Annotated in this window: 14 protein-coding genes; 3 read left to right on the top strand and 11 right to left on the bottom strand. The window is 44.4% G+C overall.

Going from position 1 to position 16,279, the window contains the following annotated elements:
* Positions 1 to 42: 42 nt before the first annotated feature.
* From GFB47_RS00600 to GFB47_RS00590, 3 genes are all read right to left on the bottom strand, one after another.
* The gene (locus tag GFB47_RS00600) at positions 43 to 762 is read right to left on the bottom strand and encodes a DUF1481 domain-containing protein (protein WP_153445710.1); all 720 of its coding nucleotides are present in this window, start codon (positions 760 to 762) and stop codon (positions 43 to 45) included.
* A gap of 86 nt (positions 763 to 848) precedes the next feature.
* Positions 849 to 1,121: an HU family DNA-binding protein gene (locus tag GFB47_RS00595; protein ID WP_153445693.1), complete on the bottom strand. Its 273-nt coding sequence runs from the start codon at positions 1,119 to 1,121 to the stop codon at positions 849 to 851.
* A gap of 287 nt (positions 1,122 to 1,408) precedes the next feature.
* Entirely contained in the window at positions 1,409 to 1,999 is a 591-nt protein-coding gene (locus tag GFB47_RS00590; protein ID WP_153445678.1) for a YjaG family protein, read from the bottom strand.
* 92 nt (positions 2,000 to 2,091) lie between these two features.
* Here GFB47_RS00590 and GFB47_RS00585 point away from each other — a divergent pair, with 92 nt between their 5' ends.
* Positions 2,092 to 3,039, top strand: coding sequence for a D-2-hydroxyacid dehydrogenase (locus tag GFB47_RS00585; RefSeq protein ID WP_153445676.1), 948 nt, complete (start codon positions 2,092 to 2,094; stop codon positions 3,037 to 3,039).
* Entirely contained in the window at positions 3,039 to 3,641 is a 603-nt protein-coding gene (locus GFB47_RS00580) for a uracil-DNA glycosylase family protein (protein ID WP_153445675.1), read from the top strand. Before GFB47_RS00585 ends, GFB47_RS00580 begins: the two co-directional genes overlap by 1 nt.
* On the opposite strand, the gene GFB47_RS00575 is transcribed toward GFB47_RS00580, so the two are convergent.
* The 6 genes from GFB47_RS00575 to nudC all read right to left on the bottom strand — a co-directional run bounded on the left by GFB47_RS00575 (position 3,628) and on the right by nudC (position 10,860).
* Complete coding sequence (locus GFB47_RS00575) at positions 3,628 to 4,797, bottom strand: ABC transporter permease (RefSeq protein WP_153448092.1); 1,170 nt, start codon at positions 4,795 to 4,797, stop codon at positions 3,628 to 3,630. The two genes, GFB47_RS00580 and GFB47_RS00575, sit on opposite strands and share 14 nt — an antisense overlap.
* Positions 4,797 to 5,975: an ABC transporter permease gene (locus tag GFB47_RS00570; protein ID WP_153445673.1), complete on the bottom strand. Its 1,179-nt coding sequence runs from the start codon at positions 5,973 to 5,975 to the stop codon at positions 4,797 to 4,799. Before GFB47_RS00570 ends, GFB47_RS00575 begins: the two co-directional genes overlap by 1 nt.
* 14 nt (positions 5,976 to 5,989) lie before the next feature.
* Positions 5,990 to 6,988 (bottom strand): HlyD family secretion protein, encoded by a 999-nt coding sequence (locus tag GFB47_RS00565; protein ID WP_153445671.1) that lies wholly within the window; start codon positions 6,986 to 6,988, stop codon positions 5,990 to 5,992.
* The gene (locus tag GFB47_RS00560; RefSeq protein WP_153445669.1) at positions 6,988 to 8,370 is read right to left on the bottom strand and encodes a TolC family protein; all 1,383 of its coding nucleotides are present in this window, start codon (positions 8,368 to 8,370) and stop codon (positions 6,988 to 6,990) included. Before GFB47_RS00560 ends, GFB47_RS00565 begins: the two co-directional genes overlap by 1 nt.
* A gap of 377 nt (positions 8,371 to 8,747) precedes the next feature.
* A complete protein-coding gene (gene hemE / locus GFB47_RS00555; RefSeq protein ID WP_153445667.1) occupies positions 8,748 to 9,815 on the bottom strand; it encodes a uroporphyrinogen decarboxylase in 1,068 nt (355 codons plus the stop codon).
* A gap of 271 nt (positions 9,816 to 10,086) precedes the next feature.
* On the bottom strand, positions 10,087 to 10,860 hold the full coding sequence (gene nudC, locus GFB47_RS00550) for an NAD(+) diphosphatase (RefSeq protein ID WP_153445665.1): 774 nt from the start codon (positions 10,858 to 10,860) through the stop codon (positions 10,087 to 10,089).
* A gap of 181 nt (positions 10,861 to 11,041) precedes the next feature.
* On the opposite strand from nudC, the gene rsd reads away from it, so the two are divergent.
* On the top strand, positions 11,042 to 11,530 hold the full coding sequence (gene rsd, locus GFB47_RS00545; RefSeq protein WP_153445664.1) for a sigma D regulator: 489 nt from the start codon (positions 11,042 to 11,044) through the stop codon (positions 11,528 to 11,530).
* Between the two features lie 80 nt (positions 11,531 to 11,610).
* Here the strand turns inward: rsd and GFB47_RS00540 are convergent, their stop codons facing one another.
* Both GFB47_RS00540 and rpoC read right to left on the bottom strand, forming a co-directional pair.
* Positions 11,611 to 11,940, bottom strand: coding sequence for a DMT family transporter (locus tag GFB47_RS00540; RefSeq protein WP_153445662.1), 330 nt, complete (start codon positions 11,938 to 11,940; stop codon positions 11,611 to 11,613).
* A gap of 53 nt (positions 11,941 to 11,993) precedes the next feature.
* A complete protein-coding gene (gene rpoC / locus GFB47_RS00535) occupies positions 11,994 to 16,193 on the bottom strand; it encodes a DNA-directed RNA polymerase subunit beta' (protein ID WP_153445660.1) in 4,200 nt (1,399 codons plus the stop codon).
* Between the last annotated feature and the right edge of the window lie 86 nt (positions 16,194 to 16,279).

Genomic DNA, 16,279 nt, shown 5'->3' with positions numbered 1-16,279 from the left:
TACTCTTCTACCCATATTATTAAAAACCGGATCGAATCAGCATTAATTCATATTCAAATGCGGTCTTTGAATGCACGCATGATCATCATCGGCCAGTGAAATAAGCTTATTTACGGTAATGGAACTGTGCTTGACGTTCGATTCACCAATAAATGCCGCGTAACTGCTCATGCCATTCATGCGGTCTTTCACCGCTAACGGTAAATCCGAGTGTTGAAAATCAACATTGGTGTATTGTCTACCATCACACGACTCAAAGGTTTGCCCATTCCATACCCCTTGGATCAATTGCTGGTCATCGGAATGCAGCTCTTCAACTTGTGATGCCACATGTTTAGCATCGTTCACATAAGCATCGATACTTTTTTGATTTAACGGTAAGACTTGGTCGCCCACTCGGTAGCGTTGGTAAATCGCCTCACCTTTTTCACTAAAGCGGATATGCACGAGATAACGCTGCAAAGTGTGATCATCTTGCGTGGCCTGTCCTTCACGCACAATCTCGCTAATGGTGCCATCTTGCCATTTATAGCTCGATTTATACCAAGCGTCATTGGTGAGTTCGATATAATCAGAAGCTGATTGAGGTTCGGTCGCTGAATGCGTTAACCAATAGTAAGATTTTGTGGTGCCATTCACTTCACCCGCCGACCAATTAAATGGTTCAACCGAACGAGCAAATTTACCACTAAATAAACCACTACTAGATGAGCACCCTGAGAGGGTAATTAAGATTAAAGCAGGAAGAATAATACGCTTCATATAAAAATACGCCGAGTTGAGAACTCAGCGTATTATATACTTAAACAACCGCAAGATGCGAATGGCAATAGCTTGTGGTATTGAGATTACTTAACTGAATCTTTTAATGCTTTACCGGCTGTGAATGCTGGTACGTTTGCCGCTGAAATTTGAATTTCTGCACCCGTTTTAGGGTTACGGCCAACACGCGCAGCACGGTGATTAATTTTGAAAGTACCAAAACCAATTAGTTGCACTTGGTCACCATCTTTAAGTGCGTCCGTTACACCACCAAGAGTCGCTTCAAGCGCCGCTTTTGCTTGAGCTTTAGATAAGTCTGCTTTTTCAGCGATTGCATCAATTAATTGCGTCTTGTTCATTCTAGGTTTCCCTTCTTATTTATATTAGAAATCTAAGGCCACTTTAAGCATAAATGCCCCGTGTGGCAAAGGTTTGTGAGGGTTCTTTTGTTCTTATGTTGCTTTTTTCGCCGGAATTTGAGCATTGACTCACAATTTGTCTTTTTTCCTTTCGTTATTCAGATAAAAAGGCTAAAGAGTGGCTATTTCGCTTTGTCATAAGCAGTTGAATTTGCATTCATATAAATAATAGGTTTGGCAATAAGTGCAACATGTTATTGCACTTATTTTGGATAAGGAGCGCAGGGTTAATCGAGTGCGATTCCAATATTACTGATCCCTTCTTCACGTAATTCAATCCGCAGCTCTTTGATCATTTCAACGTCGCGCTTATCGGCTTCGCGAATTGGGCGGAACAATGCCCACTGAATATCCCACTCCTGACAAACCGCTTCATTTTCTTTTTGATTGTCATTATTGATAGGCTCAGCACCTTGTGCTTGCTCTAATTGTGCTACGGTTTTCACCGATACTTGGCTGAGCTCGATCATGTCATCAAACATATCTTCACGATCAAGCAAAGCATGCAATAAGGTCGATAAGCCAATACAAGCATCAATCGCAGGATAAACCGCGTAGAACTCAAACTCTTCCGAACTTGGGATTAATTCTTCTAGCTTTTCTAGTTGGCGTTCAAAGTTCACTTTGGCGGTTTTGACGGTCAGGATTTCCCATACGCTATCTAATATTTCACGATATTTACGCGCATCGGCAAACTCTGTATTGTTACAAAACAAGGCATAGTTCGGGTACATACGCTCACACAAGCAAGCCATAAAAGTGATTTGCTGCCATGGTACGAATTTTTCTAGACGAATTTGTAATGGATTCTGTAGCATAAGTACTCGAATAATGATTCAAAAAAAGACAGCTGAAGTTTACTGTAAAACGGTTCGGTTTACTAAATAAAACAAGGAGCAGCGAGAATTCAATGAATAGTCCTACTCAAACAACAAGCTCATCGCCTCATCACCTGTATATTGCTTCAAAACAAGCCGACATTTATCACACCTTTTTCCAGCAACAGTACTTACCTAATGTCGTTTTGACCGATGATAAAAGCCAAGCCACCATCGTTTTAGGTGATCCTCCTCAAATGGCGGCCCAACTTGAGCTCTTTCCTAATCTTATATGGTTACAAGCAACTTATGCCGGTGTCGATACACTGGTTCAAGAGTCGGTGCGTAAAGACTACCAACTGACCAATGTGAAAGGGATTTTCGGTCAACTGATCAGCGAATATGTTTTAGGCTACAGTTTGAGCTATCTACGCCATTTCGGTTGTTATCAACAACAACAGCAAATCAAACAGTGGCAGCCTCATCCTTATAACACGGTAAAAGGCAAGACCATGGTGATCTTGGGGACGGGCTCTATCGGCAATCAACTTGCGCGTGCGGTATCGGCATTAGGATTTATAGCGGTGGGGGTTAATCGCAGCGGTCAAGCGCCAGACAATAATGCCTTTCATCATATTTACTCTATCGCACAATTAGACCGAGCTTTCGCTCAAGCCGATGTGGTCGTCAATGCACTTCCTAACACCCCACAAACCGATAAATTATTATCGCATTCTGCTTTTCAGCATTGTCATGGGGCGTTATTTTTTAATATTGGCCGTGGTCATACTTTGGATGAGCCTGCGTTATTGGCAGCATTAGACTGTGGGCAAATTAGTCATGCGTTTTTAGATGTGTTTCGAGAAGAGCCGCTAAGCCAAGATTCGCCACTTTGGTTGCACCCAAACATAACAATCACGCCACACATTGCGGCCAACAGTTTTCCGGAGCAAGTGTGGGATATTTTCACTGAGAATTATCATCTATTTGATCAGCAGCAAGCATTAAAAAATGTGATTGATTTTGAGCTAGGGTATTAATGACCACTAACATTGAGTTTGAGACCCTATTAACCGATATCCAACAGTGCCGAATATGTGAGTCGGCACTCGAACACGGTTGTCGCCCTGTGGTGCAAGCGCATCCTGAAGCAAAACTGCTTATTATTGGTCAAGCTCCTGGCATAAAAGTTCACCAGTCAGGTGTGCCTTTTGATGATGCCAGTGGTGAGCGGTTGCGTATGTGGCTAAATATCGACAGCGACACATTTTATGACCCTAAAAAAGTGGCGATTATGCCGATGGGCTTTTGCTACCCAGGTAAAGGAAAAAGTGGCGATTTAGCGCCGAGAAAGGAATGTGCACCACAATGGCATGACGCTTTACTGGCTCAGCTGCCGAATATTGAAATGACATTATTGATTGGTCAATACGCGCAAAATTATTATTTAACTCAATCGGAATTAGGCAGTAAACCAAAAACCTTAACCGATACTGTTAAAGCTTGGCGACAATGGGCACCAACGTATCTTCCGATCCCTCATCCATCACCACGAAACAATATTTGGCTTAAGAAAAACCCTTGGTTTGAGCAAGATATCATTCCTTATATCCAAGCCTTAATCAAAGCTAAGATCTTTTAGCTACGGAAATATCACCTTTACTTTTTCGCGCCATCATCCATAACGCTAATCCACCATAGCCAAAGGCTTGCAGCCATAATAACCCCCAATACGGCAGTACTTGAGTAAAACTGGCACCCATTTGATTTAGGCGCAAAAAACCATTGATAGCAGGAGTCGATGGCGCTAATTGAGCTAAGTATTTTAACACCAACGGCAACTCTGTGGTTGGCCAAATAAAACCGGCACAGAATACCAGAGGTAAAGAGCTCAATACCACAATTAAGGTGGCCAGTTCGCGCCTTGGGATCAGCTCACCCATCACCATACCCAACCCGATCACGGCGGCTAAAAATGGCATCAGCATCGCCAATATATTACCGATTGAGGCTAAGCGGCTGATGCCATAAAACTCAAAACTGAAACCAAAGTAATACAGCGCCAGTGGAATATAAGTGAGCAGTAAAATCATTAAGCGCGCCGACCAGCGATCAAGCGCGCGGCTACGCTGCCAATAACCATTAATACCAGCGCGGCATGATTCATTTTGCTCACCACCGACTAACCCAGCGGCAATTAATAGTGTTTGATGCAAGATCAAGACAAACACCGCTGGCACCACATAATTGACGTAACCATTGGTGGGGTTAAACACCGGTTGCATTGAAAGTTTGACTGGGGCGTATTGCTCCGATGCCAGCACTAAGTTATCACCCGACATCACCATGCGTGACACTTTGGCCTTGGCCGATAAGGTTCCTCCTGCAGTGGCTAGCCCTTCGACCACAGTGCCATAAATCAAAAAGTAAGCCGCGTCTCCGGCGTAGGCTAAGGTTGGGCTTTTTCCTAATAATAAATCACGGGCAAAGTTTTTTGGGATCATTAATATCCCGTGTACCTCTCCTTGATTGAACAGTGATTGTGCGTCCTTTAGGCTATAAGCATGTTGAACAATTTTCACTTGCGGAGTGGCATCCACCATACGCTCAAGCTCTCGACTGGTGGCGCTATTGTCTAAATTGACCACCACAATCTGTTGTTCACGCGGTAACTGCTGGCTATAAGGTAGAGGATATAAAAAAGAATACATCACCACCCCGCCAAAGACAGTCAGTAGTAACGCTGGGTTGGTAAAAATAGCTCGACATTCATAGCGAAACACTTGCCACCAGCTGATCATACGTTCGCCTCTTTTATGGCTTTATCATTAACTTGTAGTTGCTTACGCGCAATACGCTTGGCGCATAATAACGCCAGTAACAACACCAGCAGATAACTCAACAGCGCCAAAAATTGATCGCTGGCTTGCATCAATCCGACCCCATTATTAACTTGCTTAACTTGCAGTTCGATATAATGACTGACGGGTAATAATGCGCGCCAAAATTGAGCTAATGCTGGCATATCGGAAGCAGGAAAGGTGATCCCCATAAAGGCAAAGGCGGGCGCAGTAAATGCCGCCACAAAACTCATGGAGCGAGTGGCATCTTGCGTCACCATATAAAACAATGCGCCAACACTTTGACAGGCAATCACCATTAATAACTGCGCCGCCATTAAGATCCCCCACGAGCCATGCATTGGCCAACCAAGCCACACATACAATCCCCATAAGAACGCCATACCTTGCAACCAATAGATCGCGGTATAAGGAAGCAGTTTAGTCAGTAATTTATGGGCAGGACATTGACCTAACCAAGTCGCAAGGCCGTGTTTTTTTTGCTCGACAGCAATGGTTAAAATGGTGGTGGCGACCATGATGATCTGCCAAATGGCGGGGATGGCTGCCGACACTAAGAACTGACCATAGTGGCTATTGCTGTTAAATAATGGTGTAATTTGACTGCGTATCGGCACCGCTTTGGCTAATGCTTGAGTCGGAGTGGTACTGCCCTTACTTAGCGATGCCATCACTTCAACGCCTGCATTATAGGTGCCTTGTGCTTGTTGCATCGCCGCGTTGATAAGCTTACCCGTTAAGATAAATTGGCTATTATAAAATGCGGTTACCGTCGGGGACTCACCTAATAACGTCTGCTTATAAGCGTCTTTCGGGATCACCACCAGCGCGTAAATATCGACATTTTTTAATGCTTCGCTGCCTTGTTGAACTGAGGTGTATTGCTGGGTCACCGCCAAGGTTGGGCTAGCATCATAATAGCGAATCAAGCCACGTGAGATCTGACTATGATCGTTATCCACTACCCCAATGGGCAAGTTATGAGCGGTACCACTGGAAAACACCAACCACATGCAAGCAAACATCATCAATGGCAACCACAGCAACATCGCTTGTAACCAAGGTTGATGGCGGATTGTTTTTAGCTCATATAAAAAAGCGTTGCCCATATTCATACTGATGCTGACAATTATTGTGCATCTGGGTCAAGTAGCACACTCATACCCACTCTCAGATCTTTGATTGGTTTGACTGGACGTGCCTCAATTTCAAAAGTACGCATATCAAAGCCTTGATTGGCATCGGTGGTGCGCCAAGTGGCAAAGTCACCCATCACAGACACATGCGAGACTTTAAATTGATAACCTTGTGTGCCAAGTGCTGGGATTGTGACTGTAAATTCCGCCCCTTGTTTAAAATCTTTTAGTTTATCTTCACGCACATGGAACACCGCCCACGCATCCTTCATATCGACAATAGTGACCACAGGGAAGCCTTGCGGAGCTAACTCGCCGGAGTGCAATAAAATGTCGGTCACCTCTCCGTTATGCCAGCTCTCAATTTTAGTGTCGGCAACATAGGCTTCCACTTCTGCCACGGCGCCTGCGGCCATGCGCTCTTGTTCTTTGGCGGCGCGTTTGGTTTCCACTCGCGCCCCTTCTTGCGCCATTTGATACATTTGATTCGCCGCACGTTCGGTATAACGCGCCGCTTGCCATTGGGTTAAGGTTTCGTCGCGTTTTTGCTCGGCAACTACCCCGTCTTGATACAAATTATTGACGCGTTGATAGGTTTTCCCCATCAAGTTCGCTGCTGCTTTGGCTTTATTCCATTGATCTTTCGCGGCGGATATTTCTTGGCTACGTGCGCCTTTTTCGGCCTGAGCTGATATCGCTCCGGCGGCGGCTCGTCCGGCTTTGGCTTGCTCAAGCTTTGCTTCTATCTCTGGGCTTAAAATGGTGAAAATCATCTGGCCCGACTGCACTTGGTCGCCTTTTTTCACCAACACTTGATCGACACGCCCCGGCACTTTAGACGAAATAAGATATTGTTGCGCCTCAATCTGACCTTGAAATCGCTCTTGTTTCGGTTGGTAGGCTTGCCAAAAGGTGAGCGCTATCCACACCACAATAACCAAGACTAAGACGGCCATCACTTTTGATTTGGTTGAACTTAGGAAGCTATTCATTATTGCGCCTCTAATCCTTTATATTGTTGATACTGATTAAAACTGTCCATTTCACCACTCACCGCCAGTAAGCGAGAGAGCGACAGCACATATTGATAAGCCGCCGCAGAACGTTGGGTTTTAATGCTATTGAGATACATTTCCGCATCGACCACATCAAGCGATGTCGACAGTCCTTGGCTAAACGCCTTCTTTTGCAAACGGATGTTCTCTTGCGCCATTGACACGCTAGAAGCCAACCCGTTGTATTCTTCTAATGATTGATTGGCTTCGCGATAGGTTTTTTCCACCAGCAACGATAAATCCTGCTTGGCTTGTGCGCGCAAGTACCCAACTTGTTTTTTAGCCATGTGAGCGGCGCTGACTTTGTCGGAACGACCAGAGGTATCAACTAAAGGAATACTCACCCCCACACCCACCAACCAATCGGGCGAAGCATTGCCCACTAAAGTATCGTCGCTATACAGCTTATAATTACCGTACACATACACTTCTGGGTAGTATTTGCCTTTTTCGACATCGGCAAGACCATCGGCTTGTTTTTCTTTGGCATCAAGAATGCTTAAACCCGGATATTCACTCAGCGTTTTATCAAGAAACGCCTGCATTGGAGGCAAGCTTTGATTGGTAAATAGCTTAGTGGAAGGCTGAGCCAACGCATTGGCTTTTAATAAATGGGTTAACGCCATTTGGGCGATCTCAACATCGCGTTGAGCCTTTTTAGTTTCAACTTTCGCTTTGTCGTACGCCACTTCTGCTTGTAGCCGTTGCACTCTGGCAATTTGCCCTTGTTGTTCCATTTTTTTGGCGTGATCGAAATGTTGTTGCAAGCCTTTTTCGACTTCTTTGCGAGTGGCCAGTACTTGCTGTGCCAATACCACACCAAAATAGTATTTTGATAGGTCCTCAAACTTAGCTTGCTGCTTCATCTGCAACATGTACTTAGCTTCGTCTTTTTGTCCTGCTGCAATATCTTGCGCCGCCGAAATACGACCACCGGTAAAGATAGGCCAAATCGCACGGATCGAACTGGTGAAGACATCTTTATCCATCAAAGTTGAAGTCAGCATGCCATCAAACGCTTTAGTTAATGCGCTCGAACCAAGCGAGGTGCTGTCGGCCAGATCGGAAGGCGAAACATCAACATCATCATCCAAACGGGTGTAATTAGCGCTTAAGGTTATGCTCGGCAGATTCATCGCACCACTGGCATCTTGCTTATATTGTGCTTGCTCAACACTGGCTCGTTCTGCTGCCAAGCTATCATTGTTGGTCAACACTGCTTTCCAAGCTTGATAAAATGACACATCTTCAGCCTGTGCATGCGGCGCGACCAATAGCAGAATAGATAAAATAGAAGTATAAAAAGGTGATTTGTTCACTTGTCATCCACTCTCATGTTTCGATTAATGTCCATATCGTTGTCAGTACAAGCCAATGAAACTTGAGCTTAAAATTCAATTCATCCACAGAGTGAATATCAAAGGTTCATTCTATGCCAATAACATAAAAGCGCAACTCATCCGATCTGATAATATATCTTCTAACTACTTGCTAACCAATATTGCTGATTACGAAAAGGCGTTTAAACCATCCATGGGCACTTAAAAAAGAACATCCATGTTCTTTAATACTTTTCTCCACAGCAATATGGATAGCAATATATCCCGCTGTAATAGCGTGCTTTTTATACCGCACAAAAAAGCGCAGCTCAATGGCTACGCTTTGCGGTTATTCAATCAAGCTTTAAGTAAGGCGATTACTTATGATACGGCTTAGATAACTCATGCACGGCATCGACAAACACACCGGCATTTTCAGGCGGTACATCAAGATGGATACCATGACCTAAGTTAAACACGTGGCCCGTACCCGCATCACCAAAGCCGGCTAAAATAGACGCCACTTCTTGACGAATACGCTCTGGTTGCGCATATAAAATAGAAGGATCCATATTACCTTGCAGTGCCACTTTATCACCTACGCGCTCGACTGCATCGGCAATATTAATGGTCCAATCAAGACCAATGGCATCACAACCTGTGGCGGCGATTTTCTCAAGCCACATACCGCCATTTTTGGTAAATAGCGTCACGGGTACACGGCGTCCATCGTTTTCACGGATCAAACCATCGACGATTTTGTGCATATATTGCAACGAGAATTCTTGGTAATCACGCGGCGTTAATACCCCACCCCATGTATCAAACACCATCACCGATTGCGCGCCAGCTTTGATTTGAGCATTAAGATACTCGACTACGCTATCGGCTAATTTATCTAATAAAGCATGCAAGATACTTGGATCGGCATACATCATTTTCTTAATCTTAGTGAAAGCTTTTGAACTGCCGCCTTCAACCATGTAGGTAGCAAGTGTCCACGGGCTGCCAGAAAAACCAATCAGTGGCACTTCACCTTGCAGATCTTTACGAATTTGACGCACTGCATTCATCACGTATTGCAGTTCGCCTTCAGGATCTGGCAAGCCAATTTTATCGACATCGGCTTTACAGGTAATTGGGCGTTCAAATTTTGGCCCCTCACCCGCTTCAAAGTACAAGCCTAAACCCATTGCATCAGGAATGGTTAGGATGTCTGAAAATAAAATAGCGGCATCTAATGGAAAACGTTTCAATGGCTGTAATGTCACTTCAGACGCTAATTCAGCGTTTTTGCACAGTGACATAAAATCACCCGCGACCCCACGAGTCTGACGATATTCTGGTAAATAACGACCCGCTTGGCGCATCATCCATACTGGGGTGTGATCGACAGGCTCTTTCATTAAAGCTCTTAAATAGCGATCATTTTTTAATTCAGTCATTTCTTCTTTCCCTAAATTGAAAGGCAATATTCTACCATTACCTAGCGCACATTTTGCTATTGGTTTGCAATAGAGATCATATTCTGCAACATTAAATGCAGGCTCTGTTTGCTTACGCCGGTTTAATTGTTAATAATTTGTTGATTAGCAATTCACCTTGCTAATGGAAAATCATAACTAGCTCGATCCTATGATGATCAGCACCATAACGACATCTTACTTATCCCTCCGGCGCCCCCGGAGGTTTTTTTTGTCTTTTATTCTTCTAGCGCTATTTCTGTTCCGTTATATCACACTCTAAAACATGTTCAATCAAGGCGCGAGCAATCGTTCCTTTGGGCGCAATTGGCGGTAGGGATTGCTTATCAAACCAATCCGCTGCTGCCAGTTCTGTTTTATCGACTTTAATTTCGCCGCTAGCATGATCGGCTAAAAATGCCATCATCATACTCGATGGAAACGCCCATGGCTGGCTGCCAAAATAACGAATATTCTTTACTTCGATGCCAGTTTCTTCTTTGATCTCACGCGCCACACATTGCTCTAAGGTTTCACCAACCTCAACAAATCCGGCAATCACAGTGTACATGCCTCCTTTGTGTCGCGCATGGTTCGCCAGTAGGATCTGATTGTCTTTTTGGATGGCGACAATAATCGATGGGAAAATACGTGGATAATGTAAGGTGCGGCAATCGCTGCACTGCATTGCAATTTGATTATGATTAAGATGGTTTCGGCCACCACAATAAGAGCAAAACCGCTGACTGGCATACATATGGCCAAACTGTACTGCACGACTAGCAATAAGAAATAACGCTTCAGGTTGCGGCAGGAGTTCTCGTAATGGCGTCATTTCCAATACCGCATCAAGCTCGCTGGCGTTGACCCAATAGCATGGCTTATTGAGATAAGTACCAATAGAAATCGCCTGTTCTAACGGAATCGCTAACTCTTCAGCAGTACAATATGGCAAATTTTGAGTCGGAAAATGTATTTCGCTACCATCAACGATACACCAGTAGACTTTTTGATATTTATTTAACATCCGCTTCTCTCATTGCTTGAAGTTACCCCATTTTACTGGCAATCTAATTTGATACCAGTGGTTATCCGAGGTATTGGACAATCACTTACAACATTATGGTATACACTATAAAAAAGGATTCTCTACCGTGTAGAGACGCTATTCACCTTGATATCGTGATAGCAATAATGAGGATATCGCCATGCTAAATAAATTAAAACAAACTCAAGCCCAGTTTGGTGGCTCTAGTGACGTTATCGATCATTGGCTTGAAACACGACAGGTTTTGATTGTTGAATATTGTAAGCTTGCGGCGTTAAAACCCAATTCCAATAAAACGGCCCTGACTAAGCTACCTTCTCCTGACGAACTACAAACCTTCTGCCAACAAGTGGTGGATTACATTTCTGAAGGGCACTTTAAAATTTACGATATGGTGATGGCTAAATGGCACTCCACTGGTTTTTCACCAACCGAAGAAATCGATCGTACTTATTTTGATATTGTTAAAACCACAGAGCCACTGCTTAACTACACCGATAAATATGCCGATGTATCTGCTGAAGATGAGCTCGAAGATTTTGATCTGGACTTATCGGTTATTGGCGAAGTAATGGAAGAGCGGTTTGGCTTAGAAGATCAATTGATCCAAATGATTGCTGAAAGCTTAGAGATCCCGCCAGGGGCATAAGCAAACCTTCATTTCACTGCTGATATAATATGACAGCTATCATTTATCGCCAGCCACATGGTTGGCGATAAATAACGGGTTTATTTTTGTGGGATCTCCGCAACCATTGGCTTACTGCTGCGACTTTTCTGTGCCAAGATCACGCCGCCAATAATTAACCCCATTCCAATATAATGAAATAATGTCAGTTTCTCATGCAAAATAAAACTGGCTAAAATGGCGGTTACCGCGGGCATTAAATTCATAAATATCGCCGCTTTGTCTACCCCTAAATGCTCAATGCCCATCATCCAACACCAAGGTGCCACAATCGAGGCAAGCAAGCCTGCATATAACACTAACGGGATGGTTTGGTGATTAAAATGGGTCGGCGCAATAACAGGATTTATCACAGATAAACAAAAAGGCACCCGAAGGTGCCTTTAATACGCTGTCATTCAATAATGAAAATACTCGTTAGATTTTACTCTTCAGAGAATCCTGCATTAAGAAGTGCTGCTAGATTGTCAGTAGCTTGCTCAGCAGAAGGACCTTGTTCTTGGCCTGCGAGTTCTTTCTGACGCTCTTGATGGTAAGCATAACCTGTACCCGCTGGGATCAGACGACCTACAATTACGTTCTCTTTCAAGCCACGTAGCTCATCACGCTTACCAGAAACCGCAGCTTCAGTAAGTACGCGCGTCGTTTCTTGGAACGATGCTGCCGAGATGAACGACTCAGTTGCTAGAGACGCTTTAGTAATACCGAGTAAGTCACGTTCAAAACGTACAAGCTCTTTACCTTCCGCTTCTAATTTACGGTTAGCAATGGTTACTTGTGCGAATTCAACTTGCTCGCCTGCAAGGAATTCAGAATCACCAGAATGGGTGATTGTACACTTACGTAGCATTTGACGAACGATAGTCTCAATGTGCTTATCGTTAATCTTAACGCCTTGTAAGCGGTAAACTTCTTGAACTTCGTTAGCAATGTACTGAGTTACAGCGTGAATACCACGTAAACGTAGGATGTCATGCGGAGTCTCAGGACCATCAGAGATAACGTCACCACGTTCTACTTTTTCACCTTCAAATACGTTCAGCTGACGATGTTTATGAATCATTTCTTCATAAACGTCACCGCCTTCGCGAGTGATCAATAGACGACGCTTACCTTTGGTTTCTTTACCAAACGACACAGTACCTGTGTGCTCAGCAAGGATCGCAGGCTCTTTTGGTTTACGTGCTTCAAACAAGTCAGCTACGCGAGGAAGACCACCGGTGATATCTTTGTTTCCGCTCGATTTTTGAGGGATACGAGATAATGTGTCACCAATGCCAACTTCAGCGCCATCTTCGATGTTTACGATAGCTTTACCCGGTAAGAAGTAGTTCGCTGGCATATCAGTACCAGGGATCATCACATCGTTACCTTGTGCATCAACCAGTTTAATGGCTGGACGCATATCTTTACCCGCTGTTGAACGCTGTGCTGGGTCTACTACTTCACTTGAAGATAGGCCAGTTAGGTCATCAGTTTGGCGAGAAATGGTTACACCATCAATCATGTCAACAAATTGGATACGACCTGCCACTTCAGTGATGATTGGCATGGTGTGCGCTTCCCAGTTAGCAACGATGTCGCCCACTGTTACCGCTTCGTTATCGCCTTTGCTTAGCATAGAACCGTAAGGAAGTTTGTGCTTCTCTTTAGTACGGCCAAACTCATCAATAATCGTCATCTCAGATGCACGAGAAGTGATAACCAGTTTCTTATCTTTATTGATAACAAACTTAGCATTGTGAAGTTTCACAGTACCGGTTGTTTTCGCTTGAATGCTGTTTTCTGCTGCTGCCGTTGATGCTGCACCACCGATGTGGAACGTACGCATGGTTAGCTGTGTACCAGGTTCACCGATAGACTGAGCAGCGATAACGCCGACTGCTTCACCTTGGTTTACTAGGTGACCACGTGCTAGGTCACGACCGTAACAGTTGGCACAACAACCGAAGTCAGCTTCACAGGTTACGACTGAACGTACACGCATGCTGTCAACAGAGTTCTCTTCCAGAATTTGACACCACTTCTCATCAATCAAAGTGTTGCGCGGAACAAGAACTTCACTGCTACCAGGCTTGATTACGTCTTCTGCTACCACACGACCAAGCGCAAGCTCTGTCAGTGCAACTTTAACGTCACCACCTTCGATGTGAGGCATCATGTCGATACCCGCGAAAGTGCCACAATCTGGTTCGGTAACCACAACGTCTTGTGCAACATCTACTAAACGACGAGTCAGGTAACCCGAGTTCGCTGTTTTCAGTGCGGTATCGGCCAAACCTTTACGAGCACCGTGAGTTGAGATGAAGTACTGAAGTACGTTTAGACCTTCTTTAAAGTTTGCAGTGATCGGCGTTTCGATGATTGAACCATCTGGACGCGCCATCAGACCACGCATACCGGCTAACTGACGAATCTGCGCTGCAGAACCACGAGCACCGGAGTCAGCCATCATGTAGATGCTGTTAAACGATTCTTGTTGTTCTTCTACGCCATCACGGTTAACTACGGTTTCAAAAGAAAGGTTATCCATCATTGCTTTTGCAACGCGGTCGTTGGTAGACGCCCAGATATCGATAACTTTGTTGTAGCGCTCACCCGCAGTAACAAGACCTGACTGGAATTGTTCTTGGATTTCACGTACTTCTTCTTCAGCAGCTGAAATTTCAGTGTATTTAGCAGCCGGTACAACCATATCGTTGATACCAACAGAAACACCAGAAAGTGCAGCGTATGCAAAACCTGTGTACATGATTTGGTCAGCAAAGATTACGGTATCTTTTAGACCAAGCTTACGGTAACACTCATTCAATAGGACAGAAATTTGCTTCTTACCTAATTTTTGGTTCACGATTTCAAAAGGAAGGCCTTTTGGTACGATCTGCCAAAGCATTGCACGACCAACAGTGGTTTCACGCATTGCTGTATTTGTTGTGCTGTTACCATCTTCATCAACCACGGTTTCAGTGATACGTACTTTAACGCGAGCATGTAGCTCAGCAGTCTTAGTACGGTATGCCTTTTCAGCCTCTGCAGGGCCAGCAAGGTACATACCTTCACCTTTAACATTGATCTTGTCACGAGTCATGTAGTAAAGACCCAATACAACGTCCTGAGAAGGTACGATGATTGGATCACCAGATGCTGGTGAAAGGATGTTGTTGGTTGACATCATTAACGTACGTGCTTCAAGCTGCGCTTCCAATGTTAACGGTACGTGTACCGCCATTTGGTCACCATCGAAGTCGGCGTTATATGCCGCACACACTAGTGGGTGAAGCTGAATCGCTTTACCTTCGATAAGTACAGGTTCGAATGCTTGAATACCAAGACGGTGAAGTGTTGGTGCACGGTTAAGTAGAACTGGGTGTTCGCGGATAACTTCGTCTAGGATATCCCAAACGATCGGCTCTTCGCGCTCAACCATTTTCTTAGCCGCTTTAATCGTTGTAGCCATGCCACGCGATTCTAACTTGCTGTAGATAAATGGTTTAAATAGTTCTAGTGCCATCTTCTTAGGAAGACCACACTGGTGTAAACGAAGGTATGGACCTACTGTGATTACAGAACGGCCAGAGTAATCTACACGTTTACCAAGTAAGTTCTGACGGAAACGACCTTGCTTACCTTTGATCATATCAGCCAAAGATTTAAGAGGACGCTTGTTAGAACCTGTGATCGCACGACCGCGACGACCGTTATCTAGAAGCGCATCAACAGACTCTTGCAACATACGCTTTTCGTTACGTACGATGATGTCTGGAGCGGATAAGTCTAGAAGACGTTTCAAACGGTTATTACGGTTGATCACGCGACGGTATAAGTCGTTCAGATCTGAAGTCGCAAAACGACCGCCATCTAGTGGTACTAGAGGACGTAGATCTGGCGGCAATACTGGAAGTACAGTTAAGATCATCCACTCAGGGTTATTACCTGATTGGATAAATGCTTCAACCAGCTTCAGACGCTTAGTCAGTTTTTTACGCTTAGTTTCAGAGTTAGTGGTTTCTAGCTCTTCACGCATCATTTCAACTTCTGCGTTCATATCCATGGTGTGTAGCAGATCTTTGATCGCTTCAGCGCCCATTTTAGCTGTAAACTCGTCGCCCCACTCTTCTAAGCGGTCTAGATATTCTTCTTCCGTTAGCATTTGACCTTTTTCAAGATCAGTCATGCCAGGTTCAGTCACTACATACATTTCGAAGTAAAGAACACGTTCGATGTCACGTAGCGGAATATCCATTAATAGGCCGATACGAGATGGTAGTGATTTAAGGAACCAGATGTGCGCTACTGGAGAAGCTAATTCGATGTGGCCCATGCGGTCACGACGAACTTTAGTTTGTGTAACTTCTACGCCACACTTCTCACAGATAACACCACGGTGCTTCAATCGTTTGTATTTGCCACAAAGACATTCGTAGTCTTTTACTGGGCCAAAAATACGAGCACAGAATAAACCGTCGCGCTCTGGTTTGAACGTACGATAGTTAATAGTTTCTGGCTTTTTAACTTCACCGAAAGACCATGAACGAATCATGTCTGGAGAAGCTAGACCGATTTTGATTGCATCAAATTCTTCGGTCTTATGCTGTGCTTTTAGAAAGTTCAGTAAATCTTTCACAATCAGCTCCTGTAAGGAGTTAAGAGGCGCTCGGTTGAACGCCTCTTTTCTACCGGGTTAATCCAAGGTGCTATATTACTTGCAGC

The sequence above is a fragment of the Vibrio algicola genome, assembly GCF_009601765.2.
Lineage (GTDB): Bacteria > Pseudomonadota > Gammaproteobacteria > Enterobacterales > Vibrionaceae > Vibrio > Vibrio algicola.
This window is presented reverse-complemented; position numbering and strand designations above follow the sequence as displayed.

Bases quoted from the DNA above. Each gene is read 5' to 3' on its own strand.
- GFB47_RS00600 (WP_153445710.1), bottom strand. From the start codon at position 762: ATGAAGCGTATTATTCTTCCTGCTTTAATCTTAATTACCCTCTCAGGG.
- GFB47_RS00595 (WP_153445693.1), bottom strand. From the start codon at position 1,121: ATGAACAAGACGCAATTAATTGATGCAATCGCTGAAAAAGCAGACTTA.
- GFB47_RS00590 (WP_153445678.1), bottom strand. From the start codon at position 1,999: ATGCTACAGAATCCATTACAAATTCGTCTAGAAAAATTCGTACCATGG.
- GFB47_RS00585 (WP_153445676.1), top strand. From the start codon at position 2,092: ATGAATAGTCCTACTCAAACAACAAGCTCATCGCCTCATCACCTGTAT.
- GFB47_RS00580 (WP_153445675.1), top strand. From the start codon at position 3,039: ATGACCACTAACATTGAGTTTGAGACCCTATTAACCGATATCCAACAG.
- GFB47_RS00570 (WP_153445673.1), bottom strand. From the start codon at position 5,975: ATGAATATGGGCAACGCTTTTTTATATGAGCTAAAAACAATCCGCCAT.
- GFB47_RS00565 (WP_153445671.1), bottom strand. From the start codon at position 6,988: ATGAATAGCTTCCTAAGTTCAACCAAATCAAAAGTGATGGCCGTCTTA.
- hemE (WP_153445667.1), bottom strand. From the start codon at position 9,815: ATGACTGAATTAAAAAATGATCGCTATTTAAGAGCTTTAATGAAAGAG.
- nudC (WP_153445665.1), bottom strand. From the start codon at position 10,860: ATGTTAAATAAATATCAAAAAGTCTACTGGTGTATCGTTGATGGTAGC.
- rsd (WP_153445664.1), top strand. From the start codon at position 11,042: ATGCTAAATAAATTAAAACAAACTCAAGCCCAGTTTGGTGGCTCTAGT.